Raw genomic sequence first — 21,196 nt, 5'->3', positions numbered from 1 at the left:
TTCAAGATGCAGGCCGCTCCTCACAGGAAATTAAGCACCTTGCCATCAAACCGCCTTTTCATCTTCAAAGCCTTTTCGAGCAGATCTAAATATTCGCCCCGGGGGATTTCGATTGCCCCGTAGCGACGCACATTGTCATTAATAAACTGTGTGTCTAACAATACAAACCGGTTTAAGCGAAGGATCTGAATCAAGTAGTGAAATGCTACCTTGGATGCATTACTTTCAATTGTAAACATAGACTCTCCAAAGAAAACGCCGCTTATTGCTACACCATACAAGCCGCCCACCAGGCGGTCGTCCAGGTAAGATTCGATACTATGTGCATATCCAAGCCGGTGTAATGCCGTATAACTTGAAATTATATTTTCTGAGATCCAGGTTCCCTGTTCTTCTCCACGTGGGCCGGAACATCCCCGCATAACTGCCTCAAAATTTGTATCAATCCTGATCTGAAAATAATTTTTATTCAATACGGGACGAAGAGATTTGGCAGGCTTGTAGGTGTCGATTGGTATGATTGCCCTTGGATTTGGGGAGTACCAGTAAATAGACCCGTCCGCCTCCGCCATTGGAAATATACCATTTATATAACCGTTCAAAATATCATCAGTACTTAATGCTGACATGCTGGCATTGAGAAATTAAAGCGTGAATGAAGGGTCTTGACGAATTTTTGAAAGCATCAGATGCAAAATTAAACCGTGGATTAAAACTTATGCCTCGAAACGAACCATAAAAATATATCTTCTGTTTCTTTGGAGTGATAATTTTTTTTTCAAAATTTGCACGCTACAAGACTCACAAGCAAGTCAATGAATAACAACGGAATACAAACTGTTCTTCATACTACGCCTTTCCGATTCAGGTCCCTGTGGACCGCATAATTATATTTTACCTACGTGGTAAAAACTTTATCCTCGCTTTCTTATTATAATCCTAAACGTCCCATCGTTATCATCTGGGGGAAATGTTATTGTTTTGAATTTTTTGTCAGCATAGCCATCAATGAAAAATACCGAAGTAGTGGACAGTAAATTTATCATTCAGACTGCCAATGAAAATCATCTTCACTTCGCCGACATTATTTGTGCTGAAATGGAGGAGAGCGCTAAAAAGCGTGGTACGGGCATAGCCAAACGTTCCCCTGTTTACATCATGGAAAAAATGGTTGAGGGAAAAGCGATTATAGCGATTACTGAAACCGGCGAGTGGGTAGGTTTTTGTTATATTGAAACTTGGGAACACGGCAAATTTGTAGCAAACTCAGGATTGATCGTCCATCCCGATTTCCGTAACAGCGGAATGGCAAAAGCCATCAAACAAAAAGCGTTTGAATTATCCCGTCAGAAATATCCGGATGCCAAAATAATCGGGATAACTACCAGCTTGCCCGTTATGAAAATAAATTCTGACCTGGGATATGAGCCTGTTACATTCAGCGAATTACCTGCTGATGATGCATTCTGGAAAGGTTGTGCGAGTTGTGTTAATTACGACGTACTGACCCGGACAGGCAGAAAACACTGCCTCTGTACCGGCATGATGTATAATCCCGATGATAAGAAAAAAGCAGAATTGGAAGCAGCGACGACCGGAACTGAAGTCGAAAAGCATTCCTGGGATTTCCTAAAAGAGTATAGCCTTTACGAACGCTGGATGCGTATCAAACAACGCATATTATTGCGAAGGGAGGAACGCGCGAAAAAGAAAAACGCCGGGGCAATGCTTGTACACTAGGTACTGCATTCATTTGAATATCTTTTAAATACCTCGCGCGGACCTTGAATAAGCCCGAAGCGAGGTATTTTTTTGTTTCTTTGTAGTTCAATTCGAAAGCATTTAGAGAAATCCAATTCAATATAATGTCACAACAAAAAGTAGTGTTAGCGTTCAGTGGAGGATTGGATACCTCCTTTTGTGTTAAATATTTAGCCGAAGATAAAGGTTACGAAGTCCATTCCGTTTTGGTCGACACGGGTGGTTTTTCGGAGGAAGATTTGAAAACCATTGAAGCCAATGCCTATTCCTTGGGTGTCGAAAAACATGTGACGATCTCTAAAACAATTGATTACTATAATGATTGCATTAAGTATCTCATTTTTGGGAACATTCTTAAAAATAATACCTATCCACTCTCAGTAAGCGCGGAGCGCGTTTTTCAGGCCGTCGCGGTAGCGGAATACGCAAAGGAGATTGGCGCTAGTGCGATTGCGCATGGAAGTACAGGTGCAGGAAATGACCAGGTCCGTTTTGACATGGCTTTTCGCATTATCATACCTGAGGCAGAGATCATTACCCCGATCCGCGATCTCAAACTTTCCCGCGAAGCTGAAATTGAGTACCTCACGAAAAAGGGTGTCGCAAGGGAATGGGCGAAAGCTGCGTACAGCATTAATAAGGGACTTTGGGGTACTTCTGTTGGAGGGAAAGAAACATTAACGTCTGAAAAATATTTACCGGAATCTGCGTGGCCTACGCAAATATCTAAAACTGACCCTGAACAAATCACGTTGGAATTTGTTCAGGGTGAACTCAAAAGTGTTGCAGGTGAGAAATTTGAAAATTCCGTCGCGGCGATCCAAAAACTGGCAGCAATTGCACAGCCATTTGGTATAGGCCGAGACATACATGTGGGTGATACGATCATTGGAATTAAAGGTCGGGTAGGCTTTGAAGCTGCGGCTCCTTTGATCATTATCAAAGCCCATCACACGCTTGAAAAACACGTATTGAGTGAGCAGCAGCTTTACTGGAAAGAGCAGCTTTCCAACTGGTACGGAAGCCTTCTGCACAAAGGGCAGTTTGTAGAACCCGTTATGCGGAATATAGAGACCTTCCTAACAGACACCCAGACGCATGTAACCGGCAAAGTTCATGTTTATCTGGCACCCTATCGCTTCCACATTGAAGGTATTGAATCACCTTTCGACCTTATGTCTTCTACATTTGGCAGCTATGGCGAAATGAATAATGCGTGGACCGGTGATGATGTAAGAGGATTTTCAAAAGTTGTTTCCAATCAGGTGATGATTTATCAGAAGGTAAGAGAGTTCAATGATCAGGAATAATGAGTAAAATCAATATAGGAGTTATTGGTGCGGCTGGATATACGGGGGGTGAATTGATCAGGATTTTAGTTAACCATCCTTTCGCGGAAATTTTATTCGCACATAGTAAAAGTCAAGCGGGAAAGCCTGTTTATGCTACGCACACAGATTTACTTGGTGATACGGATTTGGTTTTTTCCGGTGATGAGATTCAACCATTATTAAATGCGGAGGGGCTGAATGTTATTTTTCTCTGCTCCGGACACGGTGAATCAAGGAAATTTTTAAATGAATTCATTGTACCTGAAAGCATTAAGATTATTGATCTAAGTACCGACTTCCGGGACGAAACTGACGGTTTTCTATACGGTTTGCCAGAATTACAAAAGGACAAAATTAGTTCTGCCGATAAAATTGCAAATCCAGGTTGTTTCGCTACCAGCATTCAGCTTGCTATTCTGCCATTGGCGAAAGCAGGCTTAATAAAAGACAACATTCACGTCAGCGCTATCACGGGAAGCACAGGAGCCGGACAATCGCTGAGCGCAACCACTCATTTTACTTGGCGAAACAACAATATATCTATTTATAAGGCCTTCAATCATCAGCATTTAAGTGAAATAAAGATGAGCCTGGGTAAGTTACAAAGCGGTTTTGACAAGGCTGTCCATTTTATCCCTTATCGCGGCGATTTCACGAGAGGTATCATGGCAAATGTTTACACCTCATTTGAGGGTACGATTGAAGATGCGAAAAGTTTGTATAAGGAGTTCTATGCATATGCACCGTTTACTTATGTTAGTGATGTTCCGGTTGATTTGAAACAAATTGTTAATACCAATAAATGTTTTATTCATCTGGAAGTGCACGATGGCCAATTGTTGATTACAAGTATTATCGATAACCTCACAAAAGGTGCGTCGGGGCAGGCGGTTCAGAATATGAACCTGATGTTCGGACTGGCAGAGGACGCCGGTTTGAGACTGAAAGCACCAGCGTTGTAATGTTATTTTCGTATTTGATACCATTCATGTTAATACCCGCTCGCTATGACTGATTTACTGCAAACATTCAACCAACTCAGTGAAACGCATCAGAAGCAGCTGCTGTCCTATGCTGATACACTTTTACTTCAACAAAAAGTGAAAAAGTCAGAAGGTAATATGACTGTCTGGAAAGAAAAAATCAAAAATGTTTCAACATGGAGTGAAGCTGATATCTTTCTGTTAGAAGAAAATGCAAAAAAATTAGATCATTGGAAAATCCCGGAATGGTAATTGACACGGGCGTATTTATAGAATACCTCCGCAAAGCTGATAAATCCAGAACCATTTTGGCGTCGTTGCCCAATGATGCTTCTTTATTTGTCTCTGCGGTTACTGTCTATGAGCTAATGATGGGAGCGACCGATGTACAGAAGAAAAAAGATGTTGAGATTTTATTGGATGGCATACCTGTTCTGCCATTTAGCGAAGAAGTTTCTCTTAGGGCTGCTGAAATTTTTCACAATCTCCGAAGGCGAAATTCACTTATTGAATTTCGGGATATCTTCATTGCTGCAACCGCAATTACTTTTCAACTACCCATCAAAACACTCAATCAGGGACATTTCCAACGAGTCGAAAACTTGGATGTTGTCTAATATTAAATACTGAATACCATGTCACATTTATTTGATGTATACCCCCTCTACGATATAGAGCCGGTTAAGGCTCAGGGAAGTTATTTGTGGGATCGAAATGGCACGAAATACCTCGATCTTTACGGTGGCCACGCCGTGATTTCCGTAGGTCACTGCCATCCTTATTATGTTGAAATGCTCACAAGGCAGCTTAACGCGATCAGCTTTTATTCAAATTCTGTAAAAATTTCGTTGCAGGAAGAACTGGCTGAGAAGCTTGGAGTACTTTCCGGATATCCCGATTACAAGCTATTCTTGTGCAATTCTGGGGCGGAAGCCAATGAAAACGCACTCAAACTGGCTTCGTTTCACAACGGCAGAACCAAGGTTATTTCCTTTACCAAATCCTTCCATGGCCGCACAGCCGGCTCTGTTGCTGCAACCGATAATCCCTCCATTGTAGCTCCTGTTAATTATAACAAACACGTCACTTTTCTTCCGTTCAATGATATTAAAGCGGCGGACAATGGCATTACCGATGAAGTTTGCGCCGTTATTGTCGAGGGAATCCAGGGTGTAGGAGGCATTAATGTTTGTTCAGACGAGTTCCTGCGGACATTGAGACGCAAGTGTGATGAAACCGGCGCAATTCTAATTTTGGATAGTGTACAATGCGGATACGGGCGTACTGGAAAATTCTTTTCTAACCAGTTCAGCGGCATCGAGCCGGACATTATTTCCATGGCCAAAGGAATGGGTAACGGTTTTCCAATCGGTGGAATTTTGATCTCTCCTAAATTTAAAGCCAGTTATGGTCTGCTTGGCACTACTTTTGGCGGCAACCATTTAGCTTGCGCTGCTGGTGTTGCCGTTTTAGATATCATGAAAGATGAAAATCTGATTGAAAATGCAGCGGAAATCGGAAATTATCTTTTTGAGGGAATCAAAGATATTGGAGGATATAAGGAGTTAAGAGGAAGAGGTCTCATGATCGGAATTGAATATGAATTCCCGGTCAAAGACCTGCGAAATAAAATGCTTTTTGAACATAAAATCTTTACAGGAGTGGCTGGCGCCCATACGATCCGCTTACTTCCTTCACTGGCATTGGGTAAAGAAGAAGCGGATATATTCCTGGAAACATTGAGGAAAGAAGTGACTGTTACCAATATCTAAGTCAGCAAACATTAGCCTGCAATTGGTGCAGGGATTGAGCCTAAATCCTGTGAATAACTAAATTGAATGAAGCACTTCCTATCCGTTAAAGACGTAACCGACCTGAACCAGCTCATTACCAGCGGTATTTCAGCGAAACGAGACCCATTTGCTGATAACGACCTTGGAAAAAACAAGACCATTGGATTGCTTTTCTTCAATTCAAGCCTGAGGACCCGTATCAGCACACAAAAGGCGGCGCAAAATCTGGGACTTCATGTGATAACCATGAATGTCGGGCAAGACGGCTGGGGGTTGGAAATGGAAGAAGGAGTGGTGATGAATGGGGATAAGGCCGAACATGTAAAGGAAGCCGCCGCCGTAATCGGAAGTTATTGTGATATCATTGGCATACGTTCTTTTGCAGAGTTACAAGATCGTGAAAAGGATTATGCAGAAATTGTTTTTCAGCAATTCAAAAAATATGCAGAAGTCCCCATTATAAACCTGGAGTCAGCTACCCGGCATCCAATGCAATCTCTGGCCGACTGCATGACAATAGAAGAATTCAAAATTAAGGAACGCCCGAAGGTAGTTTTATCCTGGCTGCCTCATTTCAAAGCGCTGCCACAGGCAGTAGCAAATTCATTTTGCGAATGGATGAACCCAATGGATGTGGAGTTGGTCATAACACATCCGGAAGGGTATGATCTTGATCCTCAGTTTGTTGGTAAGGGGCAGGTCATTTATGACCAGGATAAAGCATTGGAAGGCGCTGACTTTGTTTATGGAAAAAATTGGTCGTCGTACCAGCATTATGGGCAAGTACTTACCAGTGATCCTTCTTGGATGATTACAGAAGCAAAAATGGCCTTGACCGATAATGGTAAGTTTATGCATTGCCTTCCGCTCCGTCGGAATATGAAAGTAGCAGATGAAGTGCTGGACGGCCCGAGATCCCTGGTAATCGAACAGGCGGCCAACCGCGAATGGTCGGCCCAGGCAGCTTTAAAGGAAATTTTACTTGGATTAATGTGAAAAAATTTAATAATGAGTACATTCATTTCGGCTCAACCGAATACATCAACTGATAAAAAAACAATCCGGAAAACCGGTGTACTGATTGTAAATCTGGGTACACCAGATAGTCCGTCGGTACCGGATGTGCGCAAATATCTTCGCCAATTTTTAATGGATGAGCGCGTGATCGATATCCCTTTTGTGAACCGGTGGCTGCTTATCAATTTAATTATCGCTCCATTCAGGGCACCCAAATCAGCGAAAATTTACAAGCAACTTTGGCGGCCTGACGGTTCTCCTCTGAAAATTTACGGTTTCGCGGTCAAGGAAAAGCTACAACAGGTTTTGGGGAATGATTTTGTGGTGGAACTCGCAATGCGTTACCAGAGTCCAAGCATTGAGAATGGTTTGAAAGCATTACGCCAACAGACCCTTTCTGAGATTATCATAGTACCATTTTTCCCACAATATGCTTCCGCGTCTACCGGATCTGTTTATCAGGAGGTAATGCGGGTTGTGAAAGATTGGCAGATATTACCCGAGATCCGTTTTGTAAACCGCTTTCTGGATCACCCGAAATTCATTGAAGGTTTTGCAAAACTTGGCAAGAAATACATGGCTGAACGATCCTATGATCATTTTGTATTCAGCTACCACGGCTTGCCGGAACGTCAGATTCTTAAAGGGGATGTGACTGGCAGTTTTTGTCAGTTTGGAAGCTGCTGCGATACGCTGGACCACCGGAATCAGCATTGCTACCGGGCGCAATGCTTTGAAACGACCAGGTTGCTTGTCAAAGAAATGAACATTCCGGAAGGAAAATATACGACCTGCTTTCAGTCGAGATTAGGCAAAAACCCGTGGATTAAGCCTTATACAGACGAAGTAATTCCAGAATTAACAAAGAAAGGTGTCAAAACTGCGTTGGCATTTTCCCCTGCATTTGTAGCTGATTGCCTTGAAACCACCATTGAGGTTGGTGAGGAGTATAAAGAAATTTTCGAGAAAGCGGGTGGAACACACTGGCAATTGGTGGAGAGCTTGAACGACGGTGATATCTGGATCGAAGCCCTTGAAGATTTGATTACAAAACCAGCTGTATAGTAGCAGCTGGTTCGCTTTAAACAATTACGCTTTCCTTTTTGTACAAATCCGCCAGCGTTTTTACTGCATAGTCAACTTCCCCCTCTGTATTATATTTTCCAAAAGAGAAACGCACATTCGCCCTTTCAGGATCAATTTGCAGTTCATTTAAGACATGAGAACCAATGTCGGTTCCGCTGGAACAGGCACTACCGCCAGAAACGGCAATTCCTGCGATATCCAGGTTAAATAGCAACATATCGCTGATTTCGGAAGGCGGCAGACTGACATTGAGTACCGTATACAAGCTCTTTTCCAGATCCGAGGAATTGCCATTGAATGTTACACCGTCTATCTCAGCACGAAGCTTTGCAATCATCCGTGTTTTAAGCCCTTCAATATGGCTGCGATGGTCATCCATATCTCGATATGCAATTTCCAATGCCTTGGCAAGACCCACAATACCGTAGATATTCTCGGTTCCCCCACGCATATTACGCTCTTGTGCACCGCCATGTACGAAAGGCATGATCTTAATGCCCGGCCTCACATACAGAAACCCAATTCCTTTCGGACCATTAAACTTATGCGCTGCACCAACGATAAAATTGGCTTTAATCTGCTGTAAATCATGTTTGTAATGACCCATCGTCTGCACAGTGTCACTATGAAATACTGCATTATACTTTTCGCAAATATCTCCGACCGCATTTAAATCGAGCAAATTGCCGACTTCATTATTTCCATGCATCAGCGAAACGAGCGAGCGGGAATTGAAGGATAGCAATTCTTCCAAATGCTGCAAATCGACCTCTCCTTGTTCATTCAAATCAACAAAACTAAGCTGGATACGGCCGGTTTTCTGCAAATGTTCCAATGTATGCAGCACAGCGTGGTGCTCTATACGAGATGTGACGGCATGTTTCAAACCAAGTGTTTCAATACTTGAACAAATGGCTGTATTATCAGCCTCAGTACCACCGGAAGTAAAGAATATTTCAGCCGGCGCGGCATTCAAGATACCCGCGATGCTTTTTCTGGCTCTTTCAATAGACGACCGCACTGCCCGTCCAAAAGAATGAATAGACGATGGGTTTCCAAACTGCTCCGTCATGAGCGGCAGCATTACTTCCAGCACCTCCGGATCCAGTTGGGTCGTAGCGGCGTTATCCAGATAGACTTTCATATTTTCTTATTTCTTTGGCTCAGATATTATTTCCTTAATATCTGAAATGATCTTATTGGCGAGATTGATCGCAGTAGTCTGCGTTTCCGATTCGGAGTAGATCCGGATGATCGGTTCTGTATTTGATTTGCGCAAATGCACCCACTCGCGGTCAAACTCAATTCTCACGCCATCAATGGTATTGTGCGGTTGCTTCGCGTACCTTGTGCGAATGCGACTTAATATGTTATCAACGTTAATATCCGCCGTGAGTTCAATTTTATTTTTTGAGATGTAGTAACTTGGATATGCCCTCCGTAAGACAGAAGCTGTCTTACCGAATTTCGCCAGATGCGTTAAGAATAGTGCAATACCAACCAATGCGTCCCTTCCATAATGACTTTCAGGATAAATAACCCCTCCGTTTCCTTCTCCGCCAATAACCGCATTGTGTTCTTTCATCAAATTCACCACATTCACCTCTCCTACTGCGGAAGCAAAATATTGTCCACCAGCTTTCACGGTCACATCTTTTAATGCTGCGGTTGAGGAGAGATTGGAAACGGTGTTTCCTGGGGTGTTTTTAAGCACATAATCGGCTACTGCTACCAGGGTATACTCCTCGCCAAAAGGGGTACCATCTTCGCAGATCAAGGCCAGACGGTCTACGTCCGGATCAACGACTATTCCCAGGTTAAATGCCCCATTATTCAGTTCTTTGCTGATATCACGGAGATGCTCAGGAAGGGGTTCGGGATTGTGCGCAAAGTTACCGGTAGGATCGCAATGAAGTTTTTTGATATTTTTGGAAGCCACTCCAAGTGCCTCCAGTAGCATGGGGACAACAATCCCGCCAGTCGAATTGACTGCGTCTACTACAATTCTGAAATTAGCATTCCGGATCGCTTCAACATCTACCAATGACAATGATAATACATGATCAATGTGTTTTTGGAGATATGTATCGTCAGTGGCGTAGCTTCCCAGCTTCTTGACATCCACAAAAGTAAAATCTTCCTGATCTGCAATTCTCAAAACTTCTTCACCATCCGATTCAGAGATAAACTCCCCATTATGGTTCAAAAGCTTCAGAGCATTCCATTGAATGGGATTATGGCTTGCAGTGAGAATAACCCCGCCTGCCGCCTTCTCAGCCGTGACCGCTATTTCAACGGTGGGAGTTGTAGAGAGTCCAAGATCTATAACGTGAAGGCCAACACCCTGCAATGTACCCGCAACCAGGCGGCTCACCATTTCACCCGAAAGACGGGCATCCCGACCGATAATTACTTTTGAATTTTGCGGATTATTTCGCCTCAGCCATGTTCCGTATGCAGCAGCAAACTTAACAATATCAATCGGAGTCAGACCTTCACCCGATTTTCCACCCACGATACCTCTGATTCCCGAGATAGATTTAATTAACGTCACGATCTAGAATTCCCCTTTTTGTTTAGTTTGTAAAAATACTAAATTTCCCTCTCTGCTATCCGATTTTTGAACAAACAATACAACCAGCGAATTTCCGGTTTACATAAACCGATCAGTGTAAATTCTTTTCAATTCATCCATTGTCCCCTGAAATGTCCGGAAGTTTGTCCCATCGATTGGCTCTGGCTTTGTGACTGCCCGGTCTCCAATCCGAAGTACATATCAAAGATTGCGCTGTCCACCTCGTTATTTCTGGTTTGAAACGTATCCAGGTATTCGTGAAGTCCCGCTTTAAAAACATCCTCCACGTCTGTAAATTCCAGGTCACTGCGCAGCTTACTTAATGCACGCTCAGCCGGATTGGTATGTCCGCGCTCGGGGATAGAGCCTGCGACGGCGTAAAGTGAAAGTTCTGCCTGGCGAACACAATAGGCGATTGACCTTGGAAATAATTTGTCAAGGATTAAAAAGGCAACAATGTTCATAGGCGTTAAAGCCCGGTGCGTTTGCCTGTACATATTATAGGCACTCACCGATTTTAGTACCGCCGTCCAGAGCATCAGATCCAATGTAGATCCCGACGTTCCTGAATCCTGTAAGAGTGTGAAATATTTAACATCCAAAAAACGGGAGCACTTATCCCCCCGCTCAATGTGCCGGCCCAGCCTTCCAAAATGCCAAGCCTCGTTCCTTGTAATGGAGGCATCAACAACTCCATGAAAAAGCTGGCAACTTTTGCGGATGTCAGTGAAATAGGACTGCATATGGTCCATATTTCTGAAATTATCGGGGGAAGCTGCGCGGATAGACAGGTAAAATGTGTTAATGCTCTCCCACATTTCTTTTGAGATGGTCTCGCGAATGGTCCGAGCGTTTTCCCTGGCCTCGTAAAGACAGCTTATGATCGAATTCGGATTCCTTTTATCGAATGTCATAAAATGAATCACGTCTTCCTTCGTGGGCTTCTCATAATATTTATAAAACAAAAAATGATCAGCAGTTGCGATCAGAAGCGGTTCCCATTGTTCGTCCACGTCAGGCGGCAAATCCAATGCAAGATTAAAGTTAACTCCTACGAAACGGGCGTAATTTTCGACCCGCTCCATATAACGGTTCATCCAGTAAATTGAATTAGCAACTCGACTAAGCATATAAGATAAGTATTGTCTTTAAAAATGAATAATCAGAATAATTGTTAAGCGAATGCACCAAAATACCTAATAAAATTTTGCATTTACAAGATTATGCGAAAAGTAATACTCTATCTCGAAAGATTATAATTTCAGGAAAAATACCCTCATTGGCTTGGAAAATTCCCGAAACATCTAAATTTTGTAAATATTCATTTCATAACCTATAACCCGTCATTTCTGTGTCGAAAAAAGAACAGTTCGTTGCCGCAATTCAGAAATCCTACCTAACGGATAAACCTGTTATCCGTCTCGGCTCGGCCATTCTGGAAGCTGAAATCATTGGAGAAGCAAGAGTAAATCTGCCGTTGCGGATGATGAACCGGCACGGACTTGTTGCAGGGGCTACGGGATCGGGAAAAACCCGGACCTTGCAGGTATTGGCTGAGCAATTATCCATGGCTGGCGTTCCTGTATTTATGTCGGACATCAAAGGGGATTTATCAGGCATTGCACAACCTGGTAAGTCCAATGCTGCTTTGGAAGAGCGCTCCCAGGTTTTGGGAACCACGTTTTCTCCTACTGGTTATCCTGTTGAGTTATATTCGCTTAGCGGCCAAAAAGGTGCTCAAATGCGCGCTACCATTCTGGAATTCGGACCAATTCTTTTATCCAAAATATTTGAATTGAATGATACCCAATCCGGTGTTTTGGCAATTCTTTTTAAATATGCCGATGATAAAGATCTGCCTATGGTTGATCTGAATGACCTGAAAAAAGTACTGAATTACTTATCCGAAGGCCCGGGTGCAGCTGAGATAAGAAGTGACTACGGCAGCATTTCCACTTCCACTGCGGGAACCATACTAAGAAAGATAGTTGCATTGGAGCAGCAGGGGGTAGGTACCATTTTCGGGGAGAAATCTTTCGATATCACCGATCTGATCAGCCGTGTGGACGGACAGGGTGTGATCAGCCTGCTTAATATTTCCGATGTTCAGGACAAGCCTGCATTGTTCTCAACATTTATGCTAAGTATGCTTGCCGAGCTGTATTCCAAACTCCCGGAAGCCGGTGACCTGGACAAACCCAAGCTAGTATTCTTTCTGGATGAAGCACATTTACTATTTAAAGATGCGCCAAAAGCATTCCTGGATCAGATCGAGCAGGTCGTTCGCCTGATCCGTTCCAAAGGGGTAGGGATTTTCTTTTGTACTCAAATGGCCCAGGATGTTCCTGTGACAGTGCTATCCCAGCTAGGTAACAGGATTCAACATGTTTTGAGGGCATTTACCCCGCAGGATGCAGATGCTTTAAAGCAAACTGTGAAAACCTATCCAAAATCAGATTTTTACTCCATCGATCGGGTTCTAACCACATTAGGGATTGGTCAGGCGCTTATTACGGTACTAAATGAAAAAGGTATCCCGACAGAAGTTGCAGCCACCCATTTACTTCCGCCTACTTCCATTATGGGGCCTATGGTACAGGCCGATTATGACAACCACGTCCAGCAATCGGACCTTTACCAGAAATATAAAGACCCGGTCGATCCGGAAAGCGCCTATGAAATGCTGACCAAAAGGATGGAGGCACACGCCAAAGTTGAAGCCGAAGCAAATGAGGAAGTGGTTGAGGCTAAAAAGGAAAAAGAAGAAAAGAGCGTATTCTCAGATGCATTGAACTCCCCTCTCGCAAAACAAATAGGTCGTGAAGTTGTAAGAGGCGTTTTCGGAATGCTCTTCGGAAAGTCTACCAGGTCCCGCACAACGACCAGGAAGACTGGTGGTGGGTTATTTGGGTTTTAGGGTCTTTGTATCGGGCAACTCAATTTCAGCTAATATCGGAGATCATGTTTTCGAATGTCGATAAATCTATGACGGTGATTTTTGGAAACATGATATTTTTTAATGAGTTGAAATGTCCATCGTGTGTAACCAGGCTATCAGCATTAGCTGCCACAGCGCAATCCGAAAACTTATCATCGTCAGGATCTGCTATAACCAATTTCCACTGATAATATCGAGTTATCAACTCAACATTGGGCAGATAATCCAGCGTTTCCATTACTGCATTGGCGACCTCTGCGCCCATTCGTCTGCCAATAACTTCTTCATATTCTTTAAGGATTTCGGTGGTGACGGGCAGGATAAAGTCTCCTTTGATTAACCTCTCAAAAAGCCAATGTGAGGAAGAGCGTCGTGATATTGAAACCCAAAATATATTTGTATCTATAACGGCTTTGATCATTGATCGGATTTCCTGAAATGCTCATTCATCATCCGATCACTATCTTTTTCAGTCCATGCTTTTTTATCCCACACAGCATCTGCCAGGTTCATTGATTTTTCGGCAAAGTAATTGGCCAAAAAATGCCGGATTGCCAGGAGGTCATCCTCGGAAACCGGACGAGAATAAACCTTTAAGAGTTCCAATTGAAGATTACTGAGAGCTTCCATATTCTTTACCAAGTTTCTTAAAATCGATAGTCTCCATCTTTTTTAATACTAAAATAGCGGATCGGCAATCTTAAAACTATTTTTCAAGATGCCAAATCATTATCCCAGCCAATCACACAACGTTGCTGGGATAATCTTTCCAGATTTGACTGGACATCCAGCCTCGTTTTGGCATTGTCAAATGCATCGCGATAGGTTTCCTTTAATTCCCTTCGTTTGATCGCTTCCAGGAACCGCCGCGCGTCTTCTTCGTTTTCCAGTAACAATTCAGGAACAACCGTCGGCTTGTCGTCATCGCCTTTCGCGACCATTGTAACATAGGAAGTATTGGTATGCCGCTGGATCCCGTTCCGCACATTTTCTGCAATCACCCGGATTCCAATCACCAATGATGTCCTGCCGACATAATTGACAGAAGCATGCAGCGAAACGAGGTCCCCTACTTCAACAGGTTCGAGGAAATCGACGCCGTCGACGGAAACTGTTACGCAATAAGTGCCTGCATGCCTCGCCGCACATGAGTAAGCAACTTTATCAATGAGCGAAAGCAGGATACCGCCATGAATTTTCCCTCCAAAATTGGCATAGGAAGGAATCATCAGCTCCGTCAGGGTGGTTTGAGAAAAGTGTACAGAGCGGGGCTCCATATTTCAACAGTTACTTTTTGAGAAAAATCGTTTTTCCGGATTTTGCCGATTCCCTTGCCGCATCCAATATTTCTACCGCAATCACATTCACGGGCAAGCCATACAGATCATTCTTATCCAATTTCAACCTGCCTTGTACGACGTCGGCTAAAACAGAAAACGGATCAGTGTGAGGTGCCGGTCTGGGATCAAGCTTAATGGTTTCTTCGGGGGATTTCTCTTGAAATCTCTGGCGAACCGTGGTCGCATTCACAGCAATTGCGTAACCCTTATTACCAAACACTTCCATGTCTTTTCGCGCAAAAGACCAGTTCCACGACCCCTGGATAATGCATTGCGCCTTGGGATATTGCAAGACAATCGAGGCTTCGTCGTCTACATTCTTATAAATCTCCGGTTTGTCCTGATGGATTACAGCGGTAACTGAAAGCGGGCGCTCACCCTTCAGAAGCCAGGTCATTAAATTGGCACCGTAGCAACCAAAATCGATTAATGCGCCACCACCATTTTTTACAGGATCTGTCAGGATTTCCAGAAATTCACTGCTAACGCCGATCTCCTTCGGCCCTTGATGACCATCATTGACCATTACCTTGCGGATCTCCCCCAATTTCCCGTCCTCGACCAATTTATTCACATATTGATTACTAGCATACCAGGACGTCTCAAAATTGGTTAATACCTGAATGCCATTCTTCTCGGCCAATGCATTGATTTCCTTTGCTTCTGCATAAGTTGTCGCCAATGGCTTTTCCACCATCACATGGATTTTGCGCGGTGCACATGCTCGTACAATCTTAATGTGCTCATTGATAGCCCCAAATGCCGAAACCGCTTCTGGCTTTACCTCGTCGAGCATTTTATTTAAATCTGTAAAGAATAGCTTTCGATCCAGTTTATATTTTTCTACAAACCGGTTGACCAATTCCGGGTTTGTCTCATAAATTCCTACCAGCTCCGTGTCTTTCTTATCTGAACGGTTGAAAACCCAGCCCACATGTCCGTGGGTAAGTCCTGCAACAGCAATACGAACAGGCTTTTGTGCCATTGCCTGAATTGTCAAAAGGCTGAAAATCAACAGTAAGAATGCTTTCATCGTATAGGTTGGTTAGGATAATTTGTCAATAATATCTTTGATTACTTCTTGTAAATAAGCTCCATTGTAAGGGCCGTACCAGCTCATGGTTTTGGTTTCATAAAGATCTTTATCGAAATGTTTGTCGTGTGTAATATAGCCAATGTAACCTCCATTAAAACTGGTTACCATCAGGTTTAGCCCTTTGGTTTTTGCATAAGCGTCCAGCTCTTTCATCAATTCCCCTGAAAAATCGCAGGGCATTCCTACCATCAGAATGTTGCCGATCCGCAATGCTTTTATGAAAACAGGATATTCCCCAAATGCCTGTTTAAATGCCCACGAACGCAAGACAATGTTCATGGTAACCCTAGGCGAAGGATCGCGTAAAGGCAAGGGTAATGTAATTGCTCCCAGTACAGCGCTTTTCGACACTTCCCGAATGGTCGACGAACTTAGCAATGCCGACTGCACACCAAAAGCTTGATTTTTTACCTCATCAAAGTCATCCGTCCCTTTCTCGATCGGCCCCATACTTCCTACGGCCCCGGCCATGTACATCGCAAAATTGTACCTTCCTTTTTCGAGGGAATCGACCAGCGTTCCAGGATAATCACGGGATAGGACAATGTTTTTAGAATTTAGGACTGTCGAATGTGCTGCGAAAGAGCTCAGGATTGCCTTTTCCCCGCTTTGGGTTGTAAATGCGGCCGAACGTATCTCCGGATCGATCCCGCCTTCTTCACCTACCAGCCGGTTACGGATGTCCACGCTATCAATGGATTCCAGATAGGTAAGTTTGACGGGTTCCATTGCCGCTTTTGCCTGAACAATCGCCTGAAAAAAAGCATCAGCGAGACGGTCGACCGTTGCCTGTTCAAATTTTCCGGAAAAAAACAAAGCTGATATGCCAGTTCCCCAACCACCTATGCTGTTATGGCTATGTGTAGCTCCGAAGAATACCTGATCGAATGGAATTTCCTTTTCAGTAAGCTTTGATTGTAAGGCTTTTATGACGGTGGGTGGAATAATGAGCAAGTCCGCAGCGATGATGGCAGCCTGTGTGGAACCATTGTCTACCACCATTGCCCTCACATAAACCGAGTCATGAACGGATGTATATAACTTGCCCTTGCGATTGCCGTAACCCGCAGTTGGCGTTGGGGATGAAGGAGTGATATTTACTTTCGCCCAACCCGCCCGAAATGTGCCCGTCGATCCGGAAGTGTCTGCCTTAACCTCACTTATGATCTTTTTCCACCGTCCGTAGTACGGCATTTCCTTATAAGGTGTGTGGTCCATGGTCGTTACCATGGTTGCAATCGCCAATAACAAAAGCAGGACTACTGAACCGATTATTTTCAGCAGGATTTTCAAAAACCTCATAGAAGCAACTTTGGAAGGTAAAGTGGTTTAAAGGTAAAAGGAAAAGTGTTCAGGAATATCCTCATTAAGCAAAAACCCGGCAATGCTACATAGCATTGTCGGGTTGTACAGGATTTGAACCTCCCAATGATGATGTGCCTAAGATTGCTTAACCAATTGAATGCTAGCGATCAATTTCACGTCTTCCCCGATAACCAAACCGCCAGAATCCGTCAATTGCATATAATTTAGTCCATATTCCTGCCTGCTAAGTCGCCCCTCCACTTCAAATCCAACCCGCAGATTCCCTTCAGCATCCCGCTCCGAACCGCCATATTCAGCATCAAGTTCAATGGGTTTCGTAATGCCTTTCAAGGTAAGCAAGCCGGAAAGCTTGTAGTTATCGCCCTTCACTTTATGAAAATAATTTGATTGGAAGGTGATATGAGGAAATTGCGCAGCATCAAAGAAATCCGAAGATTTTAAATGGTCATCACGCATTTCAACATTCGTGTCGATACTGCTTACATCAAGCGAAAAGTGAATTTCCGCCGATTCAAAATTATTGAGATCCGATGTTGCCCCGCCCTCGAAATTATTAAAAGAACCTGTGATCGAGGAAATTACGAGGTGTTTGATTTTAAACTTTACTTCCGAGTGTTCCGGGTCTACGATCCATTTTGTAACTGCCATACGCCAACGATTTTAATTTCATACGCTACTGATCCTAAAATTAATATTCCTATTGAGAAACCAGTATTAAAATGTTTTAATTCAGAGAACGTATGCACCGTTATTATAAAAATAAAATGGCACGTAATTTATAAGAAATGCATTGTCATTACATTTGCCAATCATAATAAAAAGACTCATCCATGAAAATGAAGGGAAGAAGTGTATTCACGTATGACGTGTATACTCCCACTACTGTGACCACGATGTTGCGGCCACGACGCCAGGAAGGACAGTCGATTATCCAGGAAGGATTTAGCATTGAGCCACCGGTCCCGTTTTCAGAATACATTGATATTTACGGAAACCCTTGTCAGAGGACAATTCTGCCTGTTGGACAGGTTACGATTTCAACCGAAGTACAAGCGCAGGTAAATCCTACGAAAGCTATTCCAAATCCGCCTCCTGGATACATGCTGGTGGGAGATTTGCCCGATGACGTCATGCATTACATTCTGCCCAGCAGGTACTGTGAATCGGATTTACATGAGATCAATATGCTGGCAATGGAGATTGCTGGAAATCTCGCACCCGGGTATGCACAGGTGGAAGCGATAAGAACATGGATACATAATAACATTACCTATCAATACGGCGTAACAGATGCCAGCACTACCGCACTCGACCTTGCACGCAATCGTATAGGGGTGTGCCGTGACTTCACGCACCTGGCCATAGCATTGTGCCGCAATCTATGCATTCCCACACGAATGACCGTCGGATACCTGGACAGGCTGAAAGTAATGGACCTGCATGCCTGGTTTGAAGTTTATATTGGAAATGATTGGTACACCTTCGATGCGGTACAGGAAAAAACCAGTGGCTACCGCATCGAAATTGCCCACGGAAGAGACGCCGCCGACGTCGCGATGGTTACCCAATATGGTAATGCTACTTTGCAGTCATTGCACGTGGAAGCGGTATTGCTGGAAGCCGAAAAGGCGTAGTTAGTAGCGAGACTTGCCAAGTTTAAAAAAACTTGGTAAGTCTGTCCCGATTTTAAACAACCCCTAACGCTTTACCAACCTTCGTAAATGCAGCGACTGCTTTTTCCAAATGTTCCTGCTCGTGCCCGGCGGATATCTGGACACGAATCCGTGCTTTGCCCTGGGGAACGACCGGATAGAAGAATCCAATCACATAAATACCCTCATCCAGCAATTTGGCCGCAAATTCCTGAGCTAACTTGGCATCATATAGCATAATAGGAACTATTGGATGTTCGCCTGGCAGGATATCGAAACCTGCCTCGGTCATTGCTTTGCGGAAATAAGCAGTATTCTTTTCCAGTTTATCTCGAAGCGATGTGGAAGAAGATAATAAGTCTAAAACCTTAATGGAAGCCCCAACAATCGACGGTGCCAATGTATTTGAAAATAAATACGGTCGTGAGCGTTGGCGAAGGATTTCAACAATCTCTTTTTTAGCAGCTGTAAAACCGCCGGAGGCGCCTCCGAGTGCTTTCCCGTATGTTCCGGTTATGATATCGATGCGGCCCATCACATTTCTGAATTCGTGAGAACCTCTTCCCGTTTTACCCATAAAACCGGTAGCGTGGCATTCGTCGATCATGACCATTGCATTGTTTTGCTCGACCAAATCGCAAATGGTATCCAGCTGCGCAATGGTTCCGTCCATAGAAAAAACACCGTCAGTAACAACCAAAATCCTGCGGCTTCCTTTTGCATCACTGAGCTGTTTTTCAAGATCAGCCATATCATTGTGCTTATAGCGAAAGCGTTTCGCTTTGCATAACCTGATGCCGTCAATCAACGAGGCATGGTTAAGCTCGTCGGAAATGATAGCGTCCTGCTCATTAAGTAATGGTTCGAAAACGCCACCGTTGGCATCGAAGGCGGCCGCGTAGAGAATGCAATCTTCCATACCCAGGAATTCCGCAGTTTTTTGCTCCAATTCCTTATGAATATCCTGGGTACCACAAATAAAACGTACCGAAGACATGCCAAATCCGTGGGTGTTAATGGCATCAATGCCTGCTTCAATCACTTCCGGATGCGATGAAAGTCCCAGGTAATTGTTGGCGCAGAAGTTCAGTACCTTTTTGCCATCGGTTGCAATGTATGCGGACTGGGGCGTGGTAATGACACGTTCTTTTTTATATAACCCCGCCGTCTTGATTGCTTCAAGTTCTTGTTGCAGTTCGTTTTGGATGGTAGCGTTCATGGGGTTTAATTTTGAATGAATGAATGAGTAAATGAGTCCGCCGTGGGACGGAACCCGTGGGACGGCCCCCGTGGGACGGGAATGACTGGCTAGGTGAATGAACGAATTAGTTAATTTTTAATCAGGTCATACTTTTTTCTTAGCTGGGTTATCATTTCTTCGGTCATTTTGTCGAGGGAATATGCGGGGCGCCATCCCCAGTCTTTTCGGGCTTGTGAATCATCTATTTCGGCGGGCCAGGATTCTGCGATGGCCTGACGAAAGTCGGGCTTATAGGTCACTTTAAAATCAGGGATAGTCTTTTGAATGCTTTCGGCAATTTCTTTGGGAGAGAAGCTCATTCCCGCCAGGTTATAGCCGGTTCGTACTGTAAGTTTTTCAGCGGGCGCTTCCATGAGACGGACTGTCGCGTCCATGGCGTCGCTGATGTAGATCATTGGAAGCGTTGTTTCGGATTTTAAAAAACATTCAAAATCCTCGCCTTTAACTGCTTTATGATAAATGTCAACGGCATAATCTGTGGTGCCGCCGCCAGGCATCGACTGATATCCAACGATGCCCGGATACCGCAATGAGCGAATATCCGTGCCATATCTTTTGAAATAGTAATTAGACCAGTTTTCACCAGCCGCCTTACTGATCCCGTAAACGGTCGCGGGATTTAAGAAAGAAAACTGGTCAGCCTTATTATCAACATGATCACCGAAAACGGCAATTGAACTTGGATAGAAGACTTTGCTAACCTTATTTTCCCTTGCCGCTTCCAACACATTGAAATAGGTCTGCATGTTGATATCCCAGGTTTTCAGCGGCTCCTGCTCACCTTTGGCGGATAGGATCGCTGCCAAGTGATAAATCTGGGTAATTTTATATTTTTTCACAATGGCCGACATTGCCTTGCCATCTGTTGCATCCAATTTTTCGAAAATGCCATTATGCCCATCCCGCATCCTGATATCTGAGGCAACAATGTTATCGTCCCCATAAATCTCTCGTAGGTACTCAACAAGCACAGAGCCAATTTGCCCGTTTGCCCCAATGACCAGAATACATTCCGATTTCATAACAATCATTTTTAA

At 43.8% G+C, this 21,196-nt stretch carries 22 protein-coding genes; 10 read left to right on the top strand and 12 right to left on the bottom strand.

Annotated features, from left to right (window positions below; genetic code table 11):
* Positions 1-20: 20 nt before the first annotated feature.
* Positions 21-629, bottom strand: coding sequence for a leucyl/phenylalanyl-tRNA--protein transferase (gene aat, locus FHS68_RS02730; RefSeq protein ID WP_167267015.1), 609 nt, complete (start codon positions 627-629; stop codon positions 21-23).
* Between the two features lie 379 nt (positions 630-1,008).
* Here aat and FHS68_RS02725 point away from each other — a divergent pair, with 379 nt between their 5' ends.
* From FHS68_RS02725 to hemH, 8 genes are all read left to right on the top strand, one after another.
* Positions 1,009-1,740: a GNAT family N-acetyltransferase gene (locus FHS68_RS02725; RefSeq protein WP_167267013.1), complete on the top strand. Its 732-nt coding sequence runs from the start codon at positions 1,009-1,011 to the stop codon at positions 1,738-1,740.
* A 125-nt stretch (positions 1,741-1,865) separates the two neighbouring features.
* Positions 1,866-3,071 carry an argininosuccinate synthase gene (locus FHS68_RS02720; RefSeq protein WP_167267011.1) on the top strand — a complete coding sequence of 402 codons (1,206 nt, stop codon included), beginning with the start codon at positions 1,866-1,868 and terminating at the stop codon, positions 3,069-3,071.
* Positions 3,071-4,054 (top strand): N-acetyl-gamma-glutamyl-phosphate reductase, encoded by a 984-nt coding sequence (gene argC, locus FHS68_RS02715; protein ID WP_167267009.1) that lies wholly within the window; start codon positions 3,071-3,073, stop codon positions 4,052-4,054. Before FHS68_RS02720 ends, argC begins: the two co-directional genes overlap by 1 nt.
* A 45-nt stretch (positions 4,055-4,099) precedes the next feature.
* Positions 4,100-4,327, top strand: coding sequence for a hypothetical protein (locus tag FHS68_RS02710; RefSeq protein ID WP_167267007.1), 228 nt, complete (start codon positions 4,100-4,102; stop codon positions 4,325-4,327).
* Positions 4,306-4,692 carry a type II toxin-antitoxin system VapC family toxin gene (locus FHS68_RS02705; RefSeq protein WP_167267005.1) on the top strand — a complete coding sequence of 129 codons (387 nt, stop codon included), beginning with the start codon at positions 4,306-4,308 and terminating at the stop codon, positions 4,690-4,692. The genes FHS68_RS02710 and FHS68_RS02705 overlap by 22 nt, the downstream gene beginning before the upstream one ends.
* An 18-nt stretch (positions 4,693-4,710) precedes the next feature.
* Positions 4,711-5,847: an aspartate aminotransferase family protein gene (locus FHS68_RS02700; RefSeq protein WP_167267003.1), complete on the top strand. Its 1,137-nt coding sequence runs from the start codon at positions 4,711-4,713 to the stop codon at positions 5,845-5,847.
* Between the two features lie 66 nt (positions 5,848-5,913).
* Positions 5,914-6,864 carry an N-acetylornithine carbamoyltransferase gene (locus tag FHS68_RS02695; RefSeq protein WP_167267001.1) on the top strand — a complete coding sequence of 317 codons (951 nt, stop codon included), beginning with the start codon at positions 5,914-5,916 and terminating at the stop codon, positions 6,862-6,864.
* 12 nt (positions 6,865-6,876) lie between these two features.
* Positions 6,877-7,950 (top strand): ferrochelatase, encoded by a 1,074-nt coding sequence (gene hemH / locus FHS68_RS02690; RefSeq protein WP_167266999.1) that lies wholly within the window; start codon positions 6,877-6,879, stop codon positions 7,948-7,950.
* 16 nt (positions 7,951-7,966) lie between these two features.
* On the opposite strand, the gene FHS68_RS02685 is transcribed toward hemH, so the two are convergent.
* The 3 genes from FHS68_RS02685 to FHS68_RS02675 all read right to left on the bottom strand — a co-directional run bounded on the left by FHS68_RS02685 (position 7,967) and on the right by FHS68_RS02675 (position 11,676).
* A complete protein-coding gene (locus FHS68_RS02685; RefSeq protein ID WP_167266998.1) occupies positions 7,967-9,115 on the bottom strand; it encodes a cysteine desulfurase family protein in 1,149 nt (382 codons plus the stop codon).
* A 6-nt stretch (positions 9,116-9,121) separates the two neighbouring features.
* Positions 9,122-10,525: a phosphoglucosamine mutase gene (gene glmM, locus FHS68_RS02680; RefSeq protein ID WP_167266996.1), complete on the bottom strand. Its 1,404-nt coding sequence runs from the start codon at positions 10,523-10,525 to the stop codon at positions 9,122-9,124.
* 128 nt (positions 10,526-10,653) lie between these two features.
* The gene (locus tag FHS68_RS02675; RefSeq protein WP_167266994.1) at positions 10,654-11,676 is read right to left on the bottom strand and encodes an alpha-E domain-containing protein; all 1,023 of its coding nucleotides are present in this window, start codon (positions 11,674-11,676) and stop codon (positions 10,654-10,656) included.
* 221 nt (positions 11,677-11,897) lie between these two features.
* Here FHS68_RS02675 and FHS68_RS02670 point away from each other — a divergent pair, with 221 nt between their 5' ends.
* A complete protein-coding gene (locus FHS68_RS02670; protein ID WP_167266992.1) occupies positions 11,898-13,463 on the top strand; it encodes a helicase HerA-like domain-containing protein in 1,566 nt (521 codons plus the stop codon).
* A 25-nt stretch (positions 13,464-13,488) separates the two neighbouring features.
* Here FHS68_RS02670 and FHS68_RS02665 read toward each other — a convergent pair whose 3' ends face one another.
* The 6 genes from FHS68_RS02665 to FHS68_RS02640 form a co-directional block, all read right to left on the bottom strand.
* Complete coding sequence (locus tag FHS68_RS02665; RefSeq protein WP_167266990.1) at positions 13,489-13,905, bottom strand: putative toxin-antitoxin system toxin component, PIN family; 417 nt, start codon at positions 13,903-13,905, stop codon at positions 13,489-13,491.
* Positions 13,902-14,114: a DUF8507 family protein gene (locus FHS68_RS02660; protein WP_167266989.1), complete on the bottom strand. Its 213-nt coding sequence runs from the start codon at positions 14,112-14,114 to the stop codon at positions 13,902-13,904. Before FHS68_RS02660 ends, FHS68_RS02665 begins: the two co-directional genes overlap by 4 nt.
* Before the next feature lie 83 nt (positions 14,115-14,197).
* Positions 14,198-14,761, bottom strand: coding sequence for an acyl-CoA thioesterase (locus FHS68_RS02655; RefSeq protein WP_167266987.1), 564 nt, complete (start codon positions 14,759-14,761; stop codon positions 14,198-14,200).
* 10 nt (positions 14,762-14,771) lie between these two features.
* Positions 14,772-15,857: a Gfo/Idh/MocA family protein gene (locus FHS68_RS02650; protein ID WP_167266985.1), complete on the bottom strand. Its 1,086-nt coding sequence runs from the start codon at positions 15,855-15,857 to the stop codon at positions 14,772-14,774.
* 12 nt (positions 15,858-15,869) lie between these two features.
* Positions 15,870-17,222 carry a neutral/alkaline non-lysosomal ceramidase N-terminal domain-containing protein gene (locus tag FHS68_RS02645; protein ID WP_167266984.1) on the bottom strand — a complete coding sequence of 451 codons (1,353 nt, stop codon included), beginning with the start codon at positions 17,220-17,222 and terminating at the stop codon, positions 15,870-15,872.
* A gap of 138 nt (positions 17,223-17,360) precedes the next feature.
* A complete protein-coding gene (locus FHS68_RS02640) occupies positions 17,361-17,894 on the bottom strand; it encodes a YceI family protein (protein WP_167266982.1) in 534 nt (177 codons plus the stop codon).
* Between the two features lie 182 nt (positions 17,895-18,076).
* On the opposite strand from FHS68_RS02640, the gene FHS68_RS02635 reads away from it, so the two are divergent.
* A complete protein-coding gene (locus FHS68_RS02635) occupies positions 18,077-18,880 on the top strand; it encodes a transglutaminase-like domain-containing protein (protein WP_167266980.1) in 804 nt (267 codons plus the stop codon).
* Positions 18,881-18,932: 52 nt separating this feature from the next.
* Here FHS68_RS02635 and kbl read toward each other — a convergent pair whose 3' ends face one another.
* Both kbl and FHS68_RS02625 read right to left on the bottom strand, forming a co-directional pair.
* The gene (gene kbl, locus FHS68_RS02630; RefSeq protein ID WP_167266979.1) at positions 18,933-20,117 is read right to left on the bottom strand and encodes a glycine C-acetyltransferase; all 1,185 of its coding nucleotides are present in this window, start codon (positions 20,115-20,117) and stop codon (positions 18,933-18,935) included.
* A 110-nt stretch (positions 20,118-20,227) separates the two neighbouring features.
* The gene (locus FHS68_RS02625; protein WP_208408134.1) at positions 20,228-21,181 is read right to left on the bottom strand and encodes an NAD-dependent epimerase/dehydratase family protein; all 954 of its coding nucleotides are present in this window, start codon (positions 21,179-21,181) and stop codon (positions 20,228-20,230) included.
* Positions 21,182-21,196: the final 15 nt, after the last annotated feature.

The organism is Dyadobacter arcticus (assembly GCF_011762185.1).
Taxonomy (GTDB): Bacteria; Bacteroidota; Bacteroidia; order Cytophagales; family Spirosomataceae; genus Dyadobacter; species Dyadobacter arcticus.
This window is presented reverse-complemented; position numbering and strand designations above follow the sequence as displayed.

Excerpts from the sequence above, each read along its gene's own strand:
- aat (WP_167267015.1), bottom strand. The coding sequence starts at position 629 with ATGTCAGCATTAAGTACTGATGATATTTTGAACGGTTATATAAATGGT.
- FHS68_RS02725 (WP_167267013.1), top strand. The coding sequence starts at position 1,009 with ATGAAAAATACCGAAGTAGTGGACAGTAAATTTATCATTCAGACTGCC.
- FHS68_RS02720 (WP_167267011.1), top strand. The coding sequence starts at position 1,866 with ATGTCACAACAAAAAGTAGTGTTAGCGTTCAGTGGAGGATTGGATACC.
- argC (WP_167267009.1), top strand. The coding sequence starts at position 3,071 with ATGAGTAAAATCAATATAGGAGTTATTGGTGCGGCTGGATATACGGGG.
- FHS68_RS02710 (WP_167267007.1), top strand. The coding sequence starts at position 4,100 with ATGACTGATTTACTGCAAACATTCAACCAACTCAGTGAAACGCATCAG.
- FHS68_RS02700 (WP_167267003.1), top strand. The coding sequence starts at position 4,711 with ATGTCACATTTATTTGATGTATACCCCCTCTACGATATAGAGCCGGTT.
- FHS68_RS02695 (WP_167267001.1), top strand. The coding sequence starts at position 5,914 with ATGAAGCACTTCCTATCCGTTAAAGACGTAACCGACCTGAACCAGCTC.
- hemH (WP_167266999.1), top strand. The coding sequence starts at position 6,877 with ATGAGTACATTCATTTCGGCTCAACCGAATACATCAACTGATAAAAAA.
- FHS68_RS02685 (WP_167266998.1), bottom strand. The coding sequence starts at position 9,115 with ATGAAAGTCTATCTGGATAACGCCGCTACGACCCAACTGGATCCGGAG.
- FHS68_RS02675 (WP_167266994.1), bottom strand. The coding sequence starts at position 11,676 with ATGCTTAGTCGAGTTGCTAATTCAATTTACTGGATGAACCGTTATATG.
- FHS68_RS02665 (WP_167266990.1), bottom strand. The coding sequence starts at position 13,905 with ATGATCAAAGCCGTTATAGATACAAATATATTTTGGGTTTCAATATCA.
- FHS68_RS02660 (WP_167266989.1), bottom strand. The coding sequence starts at position 14,114 with ATGGAAGCTCTCAGTAATCTTCAATTGGAACTCTTAAAGGTTTATTCT.
- FHS68_RS02655 (WP_167266987.1), bottom strand. The coding sequence starts at position 14,761 with ATGGAGCCCCGCTCTGTACACTTTTCTCAAACCACCCTGACGGAGCTG.
- FHS68_RS02650 (WP_167266985.1), bottom strand. The coding sequence starts at position 15,857 with ATGAAAGCATTCTTACTGTTGATTTTCAGCCTTTTGACAATTCAGGCA.
- FHS68_RS02645 (WP_167266984.1), bottom strand. The coding sequence starts at position 17,222 with ATGAGGTTTTTGAAAATCCTGCTGAAAATAATCGGTTCAGTAGTCCTG.
- FHS68_RS02640 (WP_167266982.1), bottom strand. The coding sequence starts at position 17,894 with ATGGCAGTTACAAAATGGATCGTAGACCCGGAACACTCGGAAGTAAAG.
- FHS68_RS02635 (WP_167266980.1), top strand. The coding sequence starts at position 18,077 with ATGAAAATGAAGGGAAGAAGTGTATTCACGTATGACGTGTATACTCCC.
- kbl (WP_167266979.1), bottom strand. The coding sequence starts at position 20,117 with ATGAACGCTACCATCCAAAACGAACTGCAACAAGAACTTGAAGCAATC.
- FHS68_RS02625 (WP_208408134.1), bottom strand. The coding sequence starts at position 21,181 with ATGAAATCGGAATGTATTCTGGTCATTGGGGCAAACGGGCAAATTGGC.